General features: G+C 68.1%; 17 protein-coding genes. 8 read left to right on the top strand and 9 right to left on the bottom strand.

Annotated features, from left to right (window positions below; translation table 11 throughout):
- Nucleotides 1–7: 7 nt before the first annotated feature.
- The 4 genes from CFE35_RS11485 to CFE35_RS11470 all read left to right on the top strand — a co-directional run bounded on the left by CFE35_RS11485 (nt 8) and on the right by CFE35_RS11470 (nt 4,828).
- On the top strand, nt 8–1,174 hold the full coding sequence (locus CFE35_RS11485) for a glycosyltransferase family 4 protein (RefSeq protein ID WP_292930739.1): 1,167 nt from the start codon (nt 8–10) through the stop codon (nt 1,172–1,174).
- 112 nt (nt 1,175–1,286) lie between these two features.
- The gene (locus CFE35_RS11480; RefSeq protein ID WP_292930738.1) at nt 1,287–2,042 is read left to right on the top strand and encodes a tetratricopeptide repeat protein; all 756 of its coding nucleotides are present in this window, start codon (nt 1,287–1,289) and stop codon (nt 2,040–2,042) included.
- 14 nt (nt 2,043–2,056) lie between these two features.
- Entirely contained in the window at nt 2,057–3,394 is a 1,338-nt protein-coding gene (locus CFE35_RS11475) for a PQQ-binding-like beta-propeller repeat protein (protein ID WP_292930737.1), read from the top strand.
- A 75-nt stretch (nt 3,395–3,469) separates the two neighbouring features.
- Nucleotides 3,470–4,828, top strand: a complete 1,359-nt coding sequence (locus tag CFE35_RS11470; RefSeq protein WP_292930736.1) for an isoprenylcysteine carboxylmethyltransferase family protein — start codon at nt 3,470–3,472, stop codon at nt 4,826–4,828.
- A 3-nt stretch (nt 4,829–4,831) separates the two neighbouring features.
- Here the strand turns inward: CFE35_RS11470 and CFE35_RS11465 are convergent, their stop codons facing one another.
- The 4 genes from CFE35_RS11465 to CFE35_RS11450 are packed head-to-tail and all read right to left on the bottom strand — an operon-like array spanning nt 4,832 to nt 7,674.
- Nucleotides 4,832–5,119, bottom strand: coding sequence for a putative quinol monooxygenase (locus CFE35_RS11465; protein ID WP_292930953.1), 288 nt, complete (start codon nt 5,117–5,119; stop codon nt 4,832–4,834).
- A 16-nt stretch (nt 5,120–5,135) separates the two neighbouring features.
- Nucleotides 5,136–5,435, bottom strand: coding sequence for a putative quinol monooxygenase (locus CFE35_RS11460; RefSeq protein WP_292930735.1), 300 nt, complete (start codon nt 5,433–5,435; stop codon nt 5,136–5,138).
- Nucleotides 5,436–5,465: 30 nt separating this feature from the next.
- Nucleotides 5,466–6,851: a glutamate--cysteine ligase gene (locus tag CFE35_RS11455; RefSeq protein ID WP_292930734.1), complete on the bottom strand. Its 1,386-nt coding sequence runs from the start codon at nt 6,849–6,851 to the stop codon at nt 5,466–5,468.
- A 58-nt stretch (nt 6,852–6,909) separates the two neighbouring features.
- Nucleotides 6,910–7,674 carry a 16S rRNA (uracil(1498)-N(3))-methyltransferase gene (locus CFE35_RS11450; protein ID WP_292930733.1) on the bottom strand — a complete coding sequence of 255 codons (765 nt, stop codon included), beginning with the start codon at nt 7,672–7,674 and terminating at the stop codon, nt 6,910–6,912.
- 48 nt (nt 7,675–7,722) lie between these two features.
- Here CFE35_RS11450 and ubiA point away from each other — a divergent pair, with 48 nt between their 5' ends.
- Nucleotides 7,723–8,643 carry a 4-hydroxybenzoate octaprenyltransferase gene (ubiA, locus tag CFE35_RS11445; protein WP_292930732.1) on the top strand — a complete coding sequence of 307 codons (921 nt, stop codon included), beginning with the start codon at nt 7,723–7,725 and terminating at the stop codon, nt 8,641–8,643.
- On the opposite strand, the gene CFE35_RS11440 is transcribed toward ubiA, so the two are convergent.
- The gene (locus CFE35_RS11440) at nt 8,634–9,020 is read right to left on the bottom strand and encodes a VOC family protein (RefSeq protein ID WP_292930731.1); all 387 of its coding nucleotides are present in this window, start codon (nt 9,018–9,020) and stop codon (nt 8,634–8,636) included. The genes ubiA and CFE35_RS11440 overlap by 10 nt on opposite strands.
- A gap of 96 nt (nt 9,021–9,116) precedes the next feature.
- Between CFE35_RS11440 and soxR the strand changes: the two genes are divergently transcribed.
- Nucleotides 9,117–9,575 carry a redox-sensitive transcriptional activator SoxR gene (gene soxR / locus CFE35_RS11435; RefSeq protein ID WP_292930730.1) on the top strand — a complete coding sequence of 153 codons (459 nt, stop codon included), beginning with the start codon at nt 9,117–9,119 and terminating at the stop codon, nt 9,573–9,575.
- A 10-nt stretch (nt 9,576–9,585) separates the two neighbouring features.
- Here the strand turns inward: soxR and CFE35_RS11430 are convergent, their stop codons facing one another.
- The 4 genes from CFE35_RS11430 to CFE35_RS11415 form a co-directional block, all read right to left on the bottom strand.
- A complete protein-coding gene (locus CFE35_RS11430; RefSeq protein WP_292930952.1) occupies nt 9,586–13,068 on the bottom strand; it encodes an AAA family ATPase in 3,483 nt (1,160 codons plus the stop codon).
- 80 nt (nt 13,069–13,148) lie between these two features.
- Nucleotides 13,149–13,907: a thioredoxin domain-containing protein gene (locus CFE35_RS11425; RefSeq protein ID WP_292930729.1), complete on the bottom strand. Its 759-nt coding sequence runs from the start codon at nt 13,905–13,907 to the stop codon at nt 13,149–13,151.
- 109 nt (nt 13,908–14,016) lie between these two features.
- Entirely contained in the window at nt 14,017–14,733 is a 717-nt protein-coding gene (locus tag CFE35_RS11420; RefSeq protein WP_292930728.1) for a thioredoxin domain-containing protein, read from the bottom strand.
- Nucleotides 14,734–14,763: 30 nt separating this feature from the next.
- Entirely contained in the window at nt 14,764–15,333 is a 570-nt protein-coding gene (locus tag CFE35_RS11415) for a DUF721 domain-containing protein (RefSeq protein WP_292930951.1), read from the bottom strand.
- A 29-nt stretch (nt 15,334–15,362) separates the two neighbouring features.
- On the opposite strand from CFE35_RS11415, the gene CFE35_RS11410 reads away from it, so the two are divergent.
- Both CFE35_RS11410 and CFE35_RS11405 read left to right on the top strand, forming a co-directional pair.
- Nucleotides 15,363–16,424, top strand: coding sequence for an A/G-specific adenine glycosylase (locus CFE35_RS11410; RefSeq protein WP_292930727.1), 1,062 nt, complete (start codon nt 15,363–15,365; stop codon nt 16,422–16,424).
- Nucleotides 16,425–16,427: 3 nt separating this feature from the next.
- Nucleotides 16,428–17,738 carry a serine hydrolase domain-containing protein gene (locus CFE35_RS11405; RefSeq protein WP_292930726.1) on the top strand — a complete coding sequence of 437 codons (1,311 nt, stop codon included), beginning with the start codon at nt 16,428–16,430 and terminating at the stop codon, nt 17,736–17,738.
- The last annotated feature ends 2 nt before the right edge of the window (nt 17,739–17,740 follow it).

Genomic DNA, 17,740 nt, shown 5'->3' with positions numbered 1-17,740 from the left:
TGCCGGCATGAACAGGAAGACCTCCGGGCCGCGGCTGCACTTGCTGCATCTCCATTCCACGTTCGATGCGGGCGGCAAGGAGCGGCGCAGCACCAGCCTGATCAACCGGTTCGGCAAGGCGGTGGACCACAGCATCGTCTCTGCGCAGCCTGGCGCGCTGGGTGCGCGCGCGCAGATCGATGCGGGGCTGCCGGTGCATTTCCCCTTCGGCTTTCCCGCGCTGGCCGGGCGCTTTGGCGTGCGCCGCCTGCAGACGCTGGCCCGTGCGATGCAGGGGTTTGATCTCATCCTCACCTACAACTGGGGGGCGATGGACGCGGTGATGGCCCATGCGCTGTTTGCGCCCGCGATGGGGCTGGCGCCGCTGATCCACCACGAGGACGGTTTCAATGCCGACGAGGCGCAGCGCCTCAAGCCCACGCGCAACTGGTATCGCCGCGTTGCCCTGGCCCGCGCCAGCGCGCTGATCGTGCCTTCGCGTCAGCTGGAGCAGGTCGCGCTGGAGGTGTGGCACCAGCCGCGCGCGCGGGTGCACCGCATCGGCAATGGCATCCCGGTGAAGGACTATGGCGCGACGCAGGCCAGAAAGGCGCGCCCCGATGCTCTGCCGCGCGTGGTCAAGCGGCCGGGCGAAAAGTGGCTGGGGACGCTCGCGGGCTTGCGCCCGGTCAAGGCGTTGCCCCGGCTGGTGCGGGCGTTCCGGGGGATGCCGGAGGAATGGCAGCTCGTGATCGTGGGCGAAGGGCCGGAGCGCGAGGCGATCATGGCCGAGGCGATGCGGCTCGATATCGGCCACCGCGTGCACCTGCCGGGCCACGTGGAACGGCCTGCCGAGGCGGCTGCGCTGTTCGATCTGTTCGCGCTCTCGTCCGATAGCGAGCAGTTTCCGCTTTCGGTGGTCGAGGCGATGGCTGCGGGGCTGGCCGTGGCGAGTCCGGCGGTGGGCGACGTGGCGGATATCGTTTCGGCTGAGAACGCGCCGTTCATCACGCCGCCGGGCGACGAGGCGGCACTGGGCGAAGCGCTGCTGCGGCTGGCGCAGGATGAAACGCTGCGCCGCCGGGTGGGCGCGGCCAACCAGCTGCGCGCGCGGGAGCAGTTCGATGAGGCGGCGATGGCCCGGCAGCACGCCGCGCTCTATGCCGCCGCGCTGGGGCTGCCATCATTTCCGTAAAGCTGCGGGACAGTATCACCATGTCAAAGCGGCCCACTTCAAAGCGGTTGAATTGGCAGGCCCCCCTGCTAAACAGCCGCATTCATTAACCCAGTGACCTGAAAGCGCAGTCTTGGCCCTGACCCCGAACAGCCCGACCGGCACGACCCCAGCCAACAGCAAGGATGCCGCCGCACAGGAAACCTTCCTGCGCGAGGTGGACGATGCTCTGCGCGAGGATCAGCTGTTCACCCTGCTGCGCACGCGCGGGCGGCCGATTCTGGCGCTGGTCGTTGGCGGTCTCGTCGGCCTTGGCGGCTGGCTGTGGTATAACGAGCACACGGCAAGCGTGCGCGATCAGCAGGGCGAGGCGTTCATCACCGCGCTCGATGCGCTGGAAGGCGGGCGCAACCAGACCGCGAAGACGGCGATGGATCCGCTGGTGAAGGACGGCAGCCCGGGCTACCGCGCGGCGGTGCAGATCGCCGAAGCGGGCATGGCTCAGCAGGCCGGCAAGGATGCCGATGCGGCCAAGCTGTTTGCCGCCGTGGCCGCCGATGGCGCGCTGCCCGGCCCCTATCGCGACCTGGCCACGGTGCGCGAGGTTGCGGCCAATTTCGACAAGCTTTCGCCGCAGACCGTGATCGATCGGCTGAAGCCGCTGGCAGTGCCGGGCAAGCCGTGGTTCGGCAGCGCGGGCGAGCTTGTCGCGCTGGCCTATATCAAGCAGAACAAGACCGAGGCGGCGGGGGGCATCCTTGCCGGGATCGCCAAGGACAAGACCGTGCCCGATACGTTGCGCCGCCGCGCGCGGCAGCTGGCCGGGCAACTCGGCGTTGATGCCGTGGACAATCCGGCTGCCGTCGTGGGCGGCAACGCAGGACAATGATGGGAACCGAGCACATGACCAGCACGACGCCTCTCCGGCGCATCGCCGTTTCCGCGCTCGTGGTGGTGGCACTCGCGCTCGGTGGCTGCGGGCTGACCAAGAGCAAGACCAAATCCACCCCCACCGTGGGCAATCGCATCCCGATCCTGTCGCGGATCGAGGCGGGCACAAAGGTCGATCAGGGCATGGCGGTGCTCGATGTGGTGCTGCCGCTGGCCGAACCCAATCCCGATTGGGAGCAGGCGGGCGGCACCGCGTCGAAGTCTTATGGCCACCTCGCGCTGGGTGAAAACCCGCGCAAGGTGTGGTCGGTGCGGATTGCCGGATCGACCCCGATCCACCGGCTTGCCGCTTCGCCCGTGATCGGCGGCGGGCGGATTTATGCCATGGATACCGAAGGCTATGTCCGCGCGTTCGATGCGGGCACGGGGCGCGAACTGTGGAAGGCTGGCTTCCGTCTGCCCGATTCGACCGCTTCGGTGTTTGGCGGCGGCGCGGCCTTCAACGATGGCAAGGTGTTCATCACCACCGGGCTGGGCGAAGTGGCCGCGATCGAAGCGGATAGCGGCAAAGTGCTGTGGCGCGTCAAGCCGGCCGGCCCGCTGCGTGGCAGCCCGACGATTGCGTTCAGCGGCGTCTATGTGATGACGCAGGACAACCAGATCATCGCGCTCAACGTGGCCGATGGCACGCAGCTGTGGAGCGAATCGGGCTCGGTCTCGCAGACCGGCGTGTTCGGCGTGGCAGCGGCGGCAGCCGGGCAGGGCACCATCGTGGCGGGTTACAGTTCGGGCGAACTGGTGGCCTATCGCTATGAAAACGGCCGCCAGCTGTGGTCCGATGCGCTCGCGCGCACGAGCATCGCGACGTCTGTTTCGACGCTGACCGATATCGACGCCGATCCGATCATCGAGCGCGGCCGCGTCTATGCGCTGGGCCAGGGCGGACGCATGGCGGCTTATGAACTCGTCAGCGGGCAGCGCGTGTGGGAACTGAACCTCGCGGGCATTTCCACCCCGGCGGTTGCGGGAGACTGGATCTTCACGCTGACTGATGAAGACAAGCTGCTGTGCATTGCCAAGGCCACCGGCAAAGTGCGCTGGATCGCGCAGCTCAAGGCTTACCGCAACGTCAAGAAGAAGAAGGGACCGATCTTCTTCACCGGTCCGGTACTGGCGGGCAATCGCTTGTGGGTGGCCAATTCCGAAGGCGAGATCTTCGCGGCCTCGGTCACCGACGGCGCGGTAAAGCGCCATGCCCAGCTGGGCGCGCCGGTTACGCTGGCGCCCGTCGTGGCAGGCGGCACGCTCTATGTGCTGGACGATAGCGGGCACATCACCGCGTTTCGCTGAATGCCGGACGCTGAAATCGGGGGCTTGGCACCCGCATAAACGATTTTCTCATAGGTCCGCATTAACGATGCGGCCATGAACGTTCCTGCATCCCGGCCTTCGAGCGATGTTTCAGCCGGTGTCGGCCTTTCGGGGCTGGCGGGTCTTGCGCTGTGGGTGATCGTCTGCCGCAACTGGGCGGGGATTGCTGATCTGCTGGCGCTGCCCGGGCCGCATGCCCCGCTCGCCGGGCCGAATGCCGCACTGGCGGCGATGGTCTTCTCCGGCCTGCCGATGGTGGCGTGGTCGCTGCTGGTGGACAAAGTGCACTTGCGCGCCTCCACGGGGATCGACTGGTCCAACCCGCGCCCGCTGCGCGAGATTGTCGACATCTCGATCACCAAGCTGGCGGGCCTGTGGGCGGCATGGTCGCTGATCGGCTTCATCTATTGCCTGTGCCGCTGGTACTGGCGCGGACAATACCTGTTCGCGATGGACGTGCTCACCAGCCTTGCGCCGCTGCTGTTTCTTGCTGCTATCCCCTATGTGCTGTGGCTGGACCGGGTGCTGGTCAATCCGCGCGATGCCTCTTGGCATTTCGGCGCGATGCTCGTGGGGCGCGAGAGTTACGACCGCGGAGAAGTGGCGAAGCATTTGCGTGCATGGGCGGTGAAGGGCTTTTTCTGTGCCTTCATGTTCTCGATCATCCCGGGCGGCTTCGGCAACATTGTCTCGCTGGATTATGGCGCGGTGCTAGGCAATCCGCTCGCACTCGGCAATGCGCTGATCGAAACGATGTTTCTGGTCGACGTGCAGATCGCGATGGTCGGCTATCTCCTGACGATGAAGCCGCTCGATGCCCAGATCCGCAGCGCCAACCCGTTCCTTGGCGGCTGGGTGGCGGCGCTGATCTGCTATCCCCCGTTCATCCTGATGGGCGGCGGCGGCGTGCTCGATTACCGCACCAACGGCGCGGAATGGACATTCTGGCTGCAAGGCATGCCCGTCCTCGAATGGATCTGGGTGGTGACCATGGTCGTGCTCACGGGCATCTATGCCTGGGCGACGGTGGCGTTCGGGCTGCGCTTCTCCAACCTTACCTATCGCGGCGTGCTGACCAATGGGCCTTATGCCTTCACCCGGCACCCGGCCTACCTTTCCAAGAACGCGTTCTGGTGGATTTCCACCCTGCCGTGGCTGACGACGACGCATTCGCTGACCGATGCGGTGCGCAACACGGTCATCCTTGGTCTGGTCAGCGCAGTCTATTTCTGGCGCGCCAAGACCGAAGAAGCGCACTTGCTGGCCGAAGACGCCAAGTACCGCGAATACCACGCGTGGATGGCGGAGCACGGCCTCGTCACCAGCACGCTCAGCCGCATCGGCCGGATCCTGACACGCGGCCGTCCGCGCGTCGAGCCGCCCGCCATCGGCGCGGTCCACCCGGCGGAGTAGCCGTTAGATCGCCTCGCCCTGATCCGTCTCGTAGAGCCGGATCACGCGGTCGTGAAAGCCTAGCCCGGCACGCGCAGCGACCCATTCTGCCATATGCGCAGACTTGGCATGGGCCATCAGCGCCGCCCGGTCCGCCCAGCGTTCAGCCACGTGGAACAGCGCGGGATCATCAATGTCCTGCGCGTAGCTGTACTGGATGCAGCCCTGCTCGGCGCGCGTCGCCACGGCCACCTTGCGCGCCAGCGGCAGCAAGGCGGCGATGTGTTCCGGCGCCACCCGGAACGTGCCCATCACGACGATCACAGCCTTACAGGTCTTCGCCTTCGTCGGTGTCGTAGAGCTTGATGTGGCGCTCCTTCATCGCGATGCCGCCAAGGATCGCGATCCATTCGGCCACGTGCGGCGTCTTGAGGTGCGCGCCGAGCGCCTCGCGGCTGGTCCAGCGTTCGGTGATGTGGAAGATCTCGGGATCGGTAATATCGCGCGAATAGTCGTACTGGATGCAGCCCTCTTCCTGCTGCGTCGCGGCGACGACCTTCTGCGCTGCCGGCAGGGCGGCCTCGATTGCTGCGGCGTCCATGCGCAGCTTGCCCATCACGATGATCATCGACTCTCTCCCGTTATGATTTTTCCGACTTCAGAACGACTTGGCCTCGTAGATTGGATCGACCTTGCCGCCCCACGCGCCGTGATACAGCGCAAGCAGGCGCTCCGCCGGGGTCTTGCCCGTGCTCACGATCTCGTCGAGCGGCTGGAGATAGCCCGTCTCGTTGTCGCCCGCCTCGTTGAGCTGCGCGCGCGCCGCAAGGCCGCCGCGCGCGATGGACAGAACTTCGGCCGCAATGTCGCGCAGCTTGCCGCCGCCCGGCAGCGGCGCATCAAGCGCCAGCTTGGGCACACCGGCGCGCAGCGCTTCGCGCCCGTCCATGTCCCAGCCCTTGACGAGATCCCAGGCCGCATCGAGCGCGGTCTGATCGTAGAGCAGGCCCACCCACAGCGCGGGCAGCGCGCAGATCCGGTTCCACGGCCCGCCATCGGCCCCGCGCATTTCAAGGAAGCTCTTCAGCCGCACTTCCGGAAACGCGGTCGAAAGGTGGTCGATCCAGTCCGAACGCGTCGGCTTCTCGCCGGGCAGGGCGGGCAGCTTGCCTTCCAGAAAATCGCGGAACGACTGGCCTGCCGCATCGATGTAGCGCCCGTTGCGGAACACGAAGTACATCGGCACGTCGAGCATGTAATCAACATAGCGCTCGTAGCCGAAGCCTTCGTCGAACACGAACGAGAGCATGCCGGTCCGCGCCGGATCGGTATCGGTCCAGATGTGGCTGCGATACGAGAGGTAGCCGTTGGGCTTGCCTTCCAGAAACGGCGAATTGGCAAACAGCGCGGTGGCCAGCGGCTGGAGCGCCAGCGAAACGCGGAACTTCTTCACCATGTCCGCCTCGCTCGAATAATCGAGGTTGGTCTGGATGGTGCAGGTGCGCAGCATCATGTCGAGGCCCATCGTGCCCACGCGCGGCATGTGGCGCAGCATGATGTCGTAGCGGCCCTTGGGCATGATCGGCAGTTCTTCGCGGGTCTTGTCCGGCCAGAGGCCCATGCCGAGGTAGGCAAGGCCGAGCTTGTCGCCGATGGTCTTGACCTGCGCGAGGTGGCGGCCGGTTTCGGCGCAAGTCTGGTGCAGGTTTTCGAGCGGCGCGCCCGAAAGTTCGAGCTGGCCTGCGGGTTCAAGGCTCACCGCGCCGTCCGGTCCGCCCATCGCGATCACGTTGGGGCCGGTGTCGCTGTCTTCCTCGATGGTCGTCCAGCCATAGTCGCGCAGCGCCAGCAGCAGATCGCGAATGCCGCCCGGCTCGCTGTACGAAGGCGCGGCGCGGTCCTTCGTGCGATAGACGAACTTCTCGTGCTCGGTGCCGATCCGCCATGCGTCGCGCGGCTTTTCGCCCTTCGCCATCGGTTCGATCAGCTGGTCGCGGCTCTCGATGACGGGATCGTTGCGATTCGAAACTTGTCTGGTGCTCATGCCGGATTCGTTAGTGCGGCGCGCGGCCCTGCGCCAGCCGAAAACATGCGAAGCGGTTTCACTCTTCGAGAGCCGCTGCGCCCCAATCCCCGCGCGTGCCCATCCACAGCGCGGTGGCGGCCATCGCGGCCGTTTCGGCGCGCAGGATGCGGGGGCCAAGCGTGATCGCCTGCGCGGCGGGGTGGGCGCGGATCGCGGCGCGCTCGGCCTCGTCGAACCCGCCTTCCGGGCCGACCAGCAGCGCGGCAGGCCCCTGATGCGCGGCAAAGGCTGCGGCGGCAGGCGCGCCGCCCGCCTCGTCCGCAAAGAACAGCCGCCGCCCTTCCGGCCAGTCGCGCAGCAAGGCCTCCAGCTTCACCGGTTCGGCCAGCGCGGGCAGCGCGGTGCGCGCGCATTGCTCGGCAGCTTCGGTGACAATGGTGCGCGCGCGTTCCGGGTTGAGCTTGTCCGCCACGCAGCGCCGGGTCAGCACCGGGCGGACCGCGCCAACGCCCAGTTCGGTCGCCTTTTCCAGAACGAGATCGAACCGGTCCTTCTTGATCAGCGCCGCGCAGAGCCAGAAATCAGGCACGGCCTCCCGTTCGCGCAGCCGCCGCACCACGGTCAACGTCACGTCGCGTTTGCCCGCCGCGCTCACTTCGGCCAGCCATTCGCCAGTCTGGTCATCGCACAGCACCACCGCATCGCCCGCGCCCACGCGCATGACTTTGCCCAGATAGTGCGCCTGCCCGCCTTCGAGCGGCACAGCGGCGCCCTCTGCCAGCGGGCCGGGCACGAACAGGCGGGGGGCCGACTTGGGCGGCCATGCGGGCGTTGCAACCATGGGGCATGGCTCTAGCCGATTGCGGGCACCGGGGCTATGCAGCGCAGCATGACCACCACGCCGGAAATCGTGCCCGATACCCAGTACCGCGGCGTGCTCACCATGCTGCCACCCACCTTGCGCGATCTGGCGCTGATTGCGCGGTTTGATCGGCCGATTGGTTCGTGGCTGCTGTTCTGGCCCTGCGCCTGGGGGCTGTTTCTGGCGGGCGGAACGGGGCGCTGGGGCACTTTGCTGTGGTTCCTGCTCGGCTCCGTCGCGATGCGCGGGGCGGGCTGCGTCTACAACGATATCGTCGATGCCGATCTCGATGCCCGCGTCGCGCGGACCGCCGCGCGGCCCATCGCCAGCGGCGCGATTGCGAAGAAAGTGGCGTGGGTCTGGCTGCTGGCGCTGTGCGGGGTGGGCCTCGTCGTGCTGCTGCAATTGCGCTGGGAAGCGCAGCTCGTGGCGCTCGGCAGTCTGGCGCTGGTGGCAGCCTATCCCTTCATGAAGCGCATCACCGGCTGGCCGCAGGCGTGGCTCGGCCTCGTCTTCACGTGGGGCGCGCCGGTGGGCTGGATCGAGGTCATGGGGTTCAGCCAGCTGGCCCCGCTCGGCCTGCTGTATGCCGGGTGCTGGGCCTGGTGCATGGCCTATGACACGATCTACGCGCTGCAGGACCGCGAGGACGATGCAATGGTCGGGATCGGTTCCTCCGCGCTCTCGTTCGGGCAGCATGTCCGCGCCGGGGTGATTGCGCTCTATGCCATGGCGATGGGCTGCTGGGCGGGCGCGGTGTGGCTGGTGCGGCCCGATCCGGTGGCGCTGATGGCACTGCTGCCGGTGGCGCTGCACTTCGCGTGGCAGGCGCTCACGCTCGATACGGCAGATGGTGGCAGTGCCTTGGCGCGGTTCCGGTCAAACCGATTCGCGGGCGCATTGATGGCGGCAGCGTGCTTCGTGGTCGGTGCGGCCAGTCAGCTGTAGGACACGATTTCCCACTCGATGCCGTCCCAATCGAAGATATAGAACCGGCGGCCCGGTTCATAGTCGGCGTGGTTGAACGGTTCGAGCCCTTCGGCGATCACGATCTGCTCCGCTGCATCCAGATCATCCACGACAAGCCCGATGTGCTGCAGCGGCTGGCCCTTGGCAAACTTGCCGGAAAGCGGCTCTTCCCCCTGATACAGAGCGATATAGTCGGCCTCGCTACCGAGGTGGATGGTCCACCCGCCCAGCTGCGATGGCCCGCGCCAGCGTTCGTGCCAGCCGCATAGCCGGGTGAGGAACGCTGCGGTCCGGTCGGGATCGCTGACACGGATGTTGATGTGTTCGAGGCGCGCGGCGACGGGGTGTGCAGCCATCCGGAATGGTCCTTCATCTCTCTGGAACAATCTTGCGCTAGCCCTTATGCAACCTCAAGCTGACTTTAGGTCAAGATAAAAATCCGGGGATTCGCGATGGTTGGCAAACAGACCAAAGGCCGCAACGATCTGGTGCCCATCGGCGTCGTCGCGCAGCGCACCGGGCTCGCCGTTTCAGCCATCCGCTATTACGAGGACCGCGGCCTCATCGCCTCGGTGCGCACCGGTGGCAACCAGCGCCGCTTCCTGCGTTCCGACATCCGCCGCCTCAGCTTTATCCTGATTGCCCAGCGGCTTGGCCTCGGTCTGGCCGAGATCGAGCGCGAACTGGCCTCGCTACCCCATGGCCGCACGCCCACGGTGCTCGATTGGCAGCGCATCAGCCGCTCCCTGCGCAGCGAGATCGATGGCCGCATCCAGCTCCTGACGCGCACGCGCAACAAGCTCGACGAATGCATCGGCTGCGGCTGCCTCAGCCTCGATCGCTGCGCGCTCTACAACAAAGAAGACCGCGCCGGGGCGGCAGGGCCGGGGCCGAGGTTTGTGCTGGATTAGGCGCCTGACGTTATACTGGCACCCCAGCCAGCAGGCTCTCCGCCCCGCCCAGATCCACGCTCACCAGCCGCGAGATGCCGCGTTCCACCATCGTCACGCCGAACAGGCGGTGCATGCGGCTCATCGTCACGGCATTGTGCGTCACGATCAGGTAGCGCGTGGTGGTTTCGGCGGCCATCGCATCGAGCAGGTCGCAAAAGCGTTCAATATTGGCGTCGTCCAGCGGTGCATCGACTTCGTCGAGCACGCAGATCGGCGCGGGGTTGGTCAGAAACAGGCCGAAGATCAGCGCGACGGCGGTGAGGGCCTGTTCACCGCCCGATAGCAGGGTGAGCGATTGCAGGCGCTTGCCCGGCGGCTGGGCGAAGATTTCGAGACCGGCTTCCAGCGGATCATCGCTATCGACCAGCGCAAGATGCGCTTCGCCGCCGCCGAACAGCCGCGCGAACAGGCGGCGGAAATGCGCGTCTACCGCTTCGAACGCGGCGCGCAGCCGTTCGCGCCCTTCGCGGTTGAGCGCGCCGATCGAACCGCGCAGGCGGCCCACCGCTTCGGTCAGTTCGGCCTGTTCGGTGACGATGGCGGTGTGCTGGGCTTCGGCTTCGGTCAGTTCGGTCGCGGCGACGAGGTTGACCGGCCCCAGCCGCTCGCGCTCGGCGATCAGGCGGTCGTGCGCGGCGGATTCCTCGGGCGCAGCGGCAACATCGCTGCCGGGAAAGCCGATGCGTTCGGGCAGGAGCGGAGGCGGGCACTGGAAGCGCTCGCCCGCGATTCCGGCCATTTCCTGCCGCCGCTGGTCCTCGTTTTCAGCCTTCGCGGTGAGCGCGGCGCGGGCCTCGCGCGCGGTCGCGAGCGCTTCATTGGCAGCGGCGAGAGCGGTTTCGGCAGCGCGCGCCTCTGCCTCGGTGCGCGCGAGGGTCGTTTCCGCCTCAGCCAGCGCGGCCGCATAGCGCACCTGCAGGGCCTGCGCTTCTTCAAGATCGCGGGCGAGCGCGGGGGGCTTGGCGGCAAGCCCCTCGCGTTCTTCGGCAAGGTCTTCGGCCTGCCCGGCCATCGCGGCAAGGCGGCGGGCGGCATCCCCCGCGCGCGCCTGCCAGCCCCGGATATCGCTGCGCACCGCAACCAGGCGCTCCTTGCCGACGGCCAGCGCCTGCCCGTGCGCGGCAATCGCGGCCAGCGCGCCCTGATAGGCGGCGCGGGCCTGCGTGTTGCGCTGGCGCTCGGCTTCGACGGCGGTGCGCCCAGCGGCGGGATCGGGCAGTGCGGCGCGGCGAGCTTCGGCTTCGTAAAGCTCGCCTGCGGCGGCTTGGCGCTGGCTGGCGAGATCGGCGGCAGTGCGGTCGATTTCGGCGCGGCGGGCCTCAAGCCGCGCACGCGCTGCTTCTGCCTGATCGAGCCCGCGCAAGGCGCTGCGTTCCGCGTCTGCCGCAGCGGCAAGCGCGCGTTCGCTGGCGGTCAGTTCAGTCTGGATTCGGGCGAGTTCGCCTTGCGCCACCGCCAGTTCGGCCTGCGCGGCGTTGCTCGCGGCCTCGGCGGCTGCGGCGGCGGCGCGGCGTGCGGGCAGCGCGGCTTCCAGTTCGGCAAGGCGGTTCTCGGCAGCGAGGATCGCCGCTTCCGCGCCGCCTTCGCCGCGCGCGATGAAGCCGTCCCAGCGCCGCAAATGGCCCTCGCGCGTTACCAGCCATTCGCCGGGGGCGAGCGGTTCACCGCTGTCCGCCTCTGCAACGCGGACGAGGGCGAGGCGGGCGGCAAGCTCTGGCGGGCATTTCGTCACATGGTGGATCAACGCATCAGCCCGCGCAGCCGGGGCCTCCGCGCCTGTCCAGAAGCGCCCGTCACCCGCTGGCGCCGCGCCCAGCGGTGCGCTGGAATCGCGGCCAAGCACGGCGGCGAGTGCGCGCTCATAGCCCGGGGCGACGCGCGCTGCACCTAGTGCGCTGGGACCATGGCCAGTGCGCGCTGCTGCGGCATCGCGGGCGGCCTTGTCCCGGGCGAGGGCGGCGGCTTCGCGTTCAAGCCCGACCAGATCGGCGCGCGCTGCGGCAAGTTCGGAGGATGCCGCCTCGCGCACAGCGGCCAGTTGTTCGCGCGTTGCGGTCAGGCGCTCGCGCTCGGCGGTCAGGCGTTCGCGCGCCTGCCCGGTTTCGGCCAGCGTGGCGGCGGCAGCGGCGCGGCGGGATTCGGCTTGGGCCATCGCGGCGGCAGGATCGGGCTCTGCTTCCAGCGCGCGGCGGGTGGCGGCAAGGCGCGCGTCCTCGCCATCGAGCCGGGTAAGCCGCTGGCGCGCGGCGGAGACGGCCGCTTCGGCCACGCGCCATTCGGCCTCGATTCCGGCCTGCTCCGCCACTTTCGCGGCGAGCGCGAGTTCGGCGGCGCGGGCGGCCTGTTCGGCGGCGGCTTCGGCGGATTTCAGCGCTGGGCCTTCCGCGGTCTGCGCGGCGATGGCGGCCTCGGCGGCGGCGAGATCGGCCTCGAGCCGGGTGAGCGCAGTAGCAGCATCGCTGGTCAGGCGGTCGGCCTCGCGCCGTTCGTCCTCGATGCGGCGGATCTGGCGGTCGATATCGGCGAGGCGCTGGGCGGCGGCTTCGGCTTGCGCGGTGAGCGCGGCGATGCGCTGGCCTTGCGCCGCCGCATCCTGCCGCCGATCGAACAGGGCATCGCGTGCGGCGCTTTGCGCGGCGGCGGCGGCGTGCTGCCTCTCCTGCGCGGTGCGTGCGGTGGTCTGGGCCTGCGTCACGGCGGCATCTGCCTGGGAAGCGGCGTTGCGGGCAGCTTCGGCAGCGGCTGCGGCATCGCGCCAGCGCGCAAAGATCAGCCGCGCTTCGGCCACGCGAATGCGTTCGGAGATGGCTTTGTAGCGTTCCGCAGCGCGGGCTTGGCGCCGCAGCGTGCCGACTTGCGCTTCCAGCGTGACGATCAGGTCGTCCAGCCGGGTGAGGTTTGTTTCGGTGGCGCGCAGCTTGGTTTCCGCGTCCTTGCGCCGCACGTGAAGACCCGCAATGCCCGCTGCTTCCTCCAGCATGGCGCGGCGTTCGGCGGGGCGCGCGGCGATGACGGCGGCGATGCGCCCCTGGCTGACAAGCGCGGGGCTGTGCGCGCCCGTCGCGGCATCGGCAAAGACGAGCGCGACATCCTTGGCGCGCACGTCGCGCCCGTTGACGCGATAGGCGCTGCCTGCGCCGCGCTCGATCCGGCGGACCACTTCCAGCTCGCCGCCGAAGGGCCCGGACGGGTCCGTCTGGGCCGAGAGCATGACTTCGGCAAAATCGCGCGCGGGGCGGCTGGCGGTGCCCGCGAAGATCACGTCTTCCATGCCGCCGCCGCGCATGGACCGGGCCGAGCCTTCGCCCATGACCCAGCGGATGGCTTCGAGCAGGTTCGATTTGCCGCAGCCGTTGGGGCCGACGACGCCGGTGAGGCCGGGTTCGATGCGCAGTTCGGCGGGTTCGACGAAGCTCTTGAAGCCCGCAAGCTTCAGCCGCGTGAACTGCATCACCGCCCGCTCTGCCGCCATGCTATCCGCCCCTGCCGAGGTGGTCTGCGGGCTGCACGGCTGCCTTCAGGCGCGCGCGATCAGCGGGCACCTGCCTGCTTCAGGATCGGCTCCAGCGCGTCCCAGCTCGCCACTTCGGCATTGCGGCCATTGACGATGAAGGTGGGCGTGCCGGTGACGTTGTAGGTATCGCCTGCCTTCGAGGTGTCATCGGCCAGCTTGGTCGCGGTGTCGCTCTTGGCGAGGCACTGCGCCGCCTGATCCTTGGCGATGCCGCGCGCGGCGAAGAAATCGTTGAGCCCGCCGCGTTCGCCGATGGCCTTGAAGATCTGCGCGGGTGGCAGATTGGCGGCCTGCAGTTCGGGGCCGACCGGCTTGAGCCCTTCGAAGATGGACGCCTGGTTGGCAAAGACCTGCTCGGTCAGCGCAAAGAAGCTTTCAGGCGATCCGCAGCGCACCAGCATGGCCATCGTGGTATCGTAGGGATCGCGCACGAAGTTGCGGAATTCGAGGCTGACAGTGCCCTTGGCGACATAGTCGTCGCGCAAGTGCGGGAAGCCCTTTTCGGCAAATTCGGCGCAGTGCGAGCAGGTGAGCGAGGCGAATTCGATCAGCTTGATCGGCGCATTGGGGTTGCCCATGCGGTAGCCGCCTTCGGGCGTCACCGAAACCACATCGGTCCATGCCTTGCCCGCTGGCGGCGGCACGGCAGCGAGCGGCGCGCCCACGGCGGCAGCGCCTGCTTCTTCCTTCTTGCTGCAGGCCGCAAGCCCCAGTGCAAGCGGGAGCAGGGCAAGGCCGAGAGCGATACGGCGGGGCGAGAACAGCTTGGTCTGCATGGGATCGGGGTTCGCTTCGCTGGAAAGGACGACGGACGCCGCAAGGGCTAGCCGATTGGCGCGCAGGATTGAAGGGGCCGCAATGCAAGCAGCGGCGATTTTCGCGCGGTCAGCGCAGCCGCGCTTCGACTTGCGGCTTGAGCGTGGCCCACGAATAGGTTCCGCTGAGCGGCAGGCCATTGAGCACGAAGCTGGGCGTGCCGTTGACGAAGTCCTTCTCGGTCGCCTCCTTGGTGTGCTGGGCAAGCCGCTCGGCCAGCGCCTTGTCCGCAAGGCAGCGGTCGGTGGCGGTGCGATCGAAACCGCGCGCCTGCATCAGGCTGTAGAGCCCGAGATCGCTGGCGATGGCGCGGGTGCGCGCGGCGAAATCGGTGTTCGACCAGCGCGCCTTCTGCGCGTCCGTCAGCGTGGCGAGCGGGGCCATCCATGTCGTCTGATGGCGCAGGAAGGTGCTGTGATTGCCGAAGAATTTGGAAGGCGGGCCGCAGTGCGCGAGCAGCGCGACGGTGAGATCGACCGGATCGCGGACGAAGCTGCGCACTTCGATCGAGCCCTTGCCCGGCGCGATCATGCCGATCCGCAGCTGGGCATCGGCTTCCCCTTCGAAATGCGCGCAATGCGGGCACGTGTAGCTGATGTATTCCACGAGCTTGACCGGTGCATCGGGGTTGCCAAGCAAGTGGCTATCGGCCGGGGTGCGCGTGACGACCGTGTTCCAGTTGACCTTTGCGGGTGCAGGAGCGGGCTTGCTGGCCGCAGTCAGCAGCGCCGCGCCGCACAGCGCCGTGAGCGCGAGGCCGATAGTCCTGAAAATCTTGCGCATCATCCCTCGTGCTTCCCGTTCATTTTGCCCAGATCACTTGGCCTCATTCGCCGCACCCAGGCTGCGCGCCAGCGATTCCAGCACCGTGCGCAGTTCCGGATCGCCGATATCGCGCAGGCTGTCGCCAAGTTCCATCGGAATCGGCTTGAGCGATGGCGGCGCCGTTCGCGTCTGGCGCTGCGGATCCGTACCGGGCGGCGGCTGAACCGCACCTTGCCGCAGCTTCACCCGCGCGACAGCGCGGTAGCCGAAGAACTGGTTCACCCGGTCGATGATTTCGGGGATCACGTGCTGGATCAGCGGGGCGTGCGCCGGTGTCACCACCAGCTGCAGGATGCCGTCTGCCTTCTCGCCGGGCGGAAAGCGGATCGATTCGGGCGCGCAGTGGCGGGCATGGGCCGCCCCGACGATCTCCCCCCAGCGTGAGACCACCGAGCTTTGCACGAAGCCGAAGCGGCGGAAGGCGGTGCGGCCGATGGCGGGCATGAGATCGGCAATGGCGCGCGCTTCGCCGCCGCGCGGGCGCTCATATGTGCGCGGCGCGGAGGTTGGCGTCCCGGCTCTTTTGGCGCTTTTGGGAGGGGAGGGCGGATCGCGTTCCATTGTGCGCGCCGCCATGCCATAGCCGCGTCATGCAGGCCAGTGGCGAGACGGTTCGGATCGGGGATTCAGGCGCAATCCCGGCAGCCTTGCTGGGCTGGTACGACACGAACGCCCGCCGCCTGCCCTGGCGCGCGATGCCGGGTGCGCCGCCGCCAGAACCCTACCGCGTCTGGCTGTCCGAGGTCATGTTGCAGCAGACCACCGTGGCGGCGGTGCGCGCTTATTACGCAAAGTTCCTCGATCTCTGGCCCACGGTGGAGGCGCTGGCCGCGGCTGAGGATGCCGATGTTATGGCCGCGTGGGCTGGCCTTGGCTATTATGCCCGCGCGCGCAACCTGCTCGCCTGCGCGCGTGAAGTGGCCCGGCGTGGCGGTTTTCCCGAGACCGAAGCGGGCCTGCGCGAACTGCCGGGGCTGGGGGCCTATACCGCCGCCGCCGTGGCCGCGATTGCCTTCGGGCAGCGCGCGGTGGTGGTCGATGCCAATGTCGAGCGCGTCGTCTCGCGCCTCTTCGCGATTGGCGAGCCGCTGCCGGGCGGACGCACCGCGATCCGCACCGCGACCGATATGATCACGCCGGACGCGCGCGCAGGCGATTTCGCGCAAGGCCTGATGGACCTCGGCTCCTCGATCTGCACGGTGCGCAGCCCCCGCTGCCTGCTCTGCCCGCTGGCGGAGCATTGCGCGGCGCGGGCGGCAGGCACGGCGGAAGCCTATCCGGTCAAGGCCGCGAAGAAGGCCAAGCCCACGCGCACTGGCACCGCCTTCTGGATCGAGCGCGATGGCGCGGTTTTCCTCGTTCAGCGCGAAGGCAAGGGCATGCTCGGCGGGATGCGCGCGCTGCCCGATGATGGCTGGTCGGCCCGCAGCGATGGCCACCGCACGCCGCCCACATCCGGCGAATGGCGCGCGGGCGGCACGGTGCGGCACAGCTTCACGCATTTCGATCTCGAATTGCAATTGATGGTTGGCGGCCACGCCGATTGCGCTAGTCTCCCCCCGGGGGAGTTCTGGCCGGTCGAAACGGTCGAGGCGGCAGGGCTGCCCACGGTTTTTGCCAAGGCCGCGCGCCTGGCGCTCGCACACAGGTAGTTCATGAACGATAGCTCGCTTCTGCTTTCCCGCCGTTCCCTGCTGCGTTCGGCGGGCTGGCTCGGTGCCGGTCTCGCCGGTTCGGCGCTCGGCCCCGCGCGCCTCCTGGCCCAGCCCTCGGCGGAGGACATGTACCCGGCGGTGACCAACCTCGTGTACGATTACGTCGCCTCGGGCCGCCTGCCCGGTGCGGTCGCCGCCATCGGCTGGGGCAGCGCGCCCCCGGCGCAGATCGCGCGCGGCACGATGGCCTTCGATAGCGGCACGCCCGTTGATCTCGATAGCCTCTACCGGATCTATTCGATGACCAAGCCCGTCACCGGCATGGCCGCGATGATGCTGGTGGACGAAGGCAAGATCGGGCTGGATCAGCCGATCAGCGATTTCCTGCCCAAGTTCGCGCAGATGCAGGTGCAGGTCACGCCCGATGGCTCGATCACCGAGTTGAAGCCCGCGCAGACGGCGATCACCTTGCGCCACCTCCTCACGCATACGGCGGGGCTGGGCTATTCGATCATCCAGAAGGGCCCCATCAAGGAGGCCTACGAGGCGGCCGGGCTTGTGCCGGGGCAGGCGTCGCGGCTTTCGATCCCCCCGTTGAGCGGGGTAAAGACGGTGCCCAGCCTCGCCCAGTTCGCCGACAAGCTTGCCGAGATGCCGCTGGTCTACGAGCCCGGCACGCGGTGGAGCTATTCAGTCGGGCTCGATCTGGTCGGGCGGATCATCGAGGTCGTATCGGGGCAGGATTTCGCGGCCTTCCTCGCCGCGCGCGTGTTCGGTCCCTGCGGGATGGCAAGCACCGGTTTTCAGGTCTCCGCCGCGCAGGCCCCGCGCCTTACCAGCAACTACCTCGTTCATGACGGCAAGGCCGATCCGATCGATCCGGGTGCCAGTTCGGTCTATCTCGATCCGCCGGCCTTCCCGTTCGGCGGGGCGGGCCTCGTCAGCAGCCCGCGCGATTATGACCGGTTCCTGATGATGCTGGCAGGCGGCGGCATGATCGGCAGCACCCGCGTGATGAGCGAGGCGGCAGTGCGCCTCGGCACGAGCAATCTCCTGCCCGCGAGCGCCGATCTTGCGGGGACATGGGTCGCGGGTGCCGGATTTGGCGCGGGCGGCCGGGTCGGTCTTGGCGCGGATGCGGGCACGTTCGGCTGGTCCGGCGCGGCGGGCACGGTGGGTTTCGTCAATACCCGCGTTGGCCTGCGCGCGGGCCTGTTCGTGCAATTCATGCCCTCGGCGGCACTGCCCATTCCCGAGGAATTCCCCAAGTCCGTGCTGACCGATGTTTCGGCCATGAAGAAAGCGGCGTAACT

The sequence above is a fragment of the Novosphingobium sp. PASSN1 genome (assembly GCF_002278815.1).
This window is presented reverse-complemented; position numbering and strand designations above follow the sequence as displayed.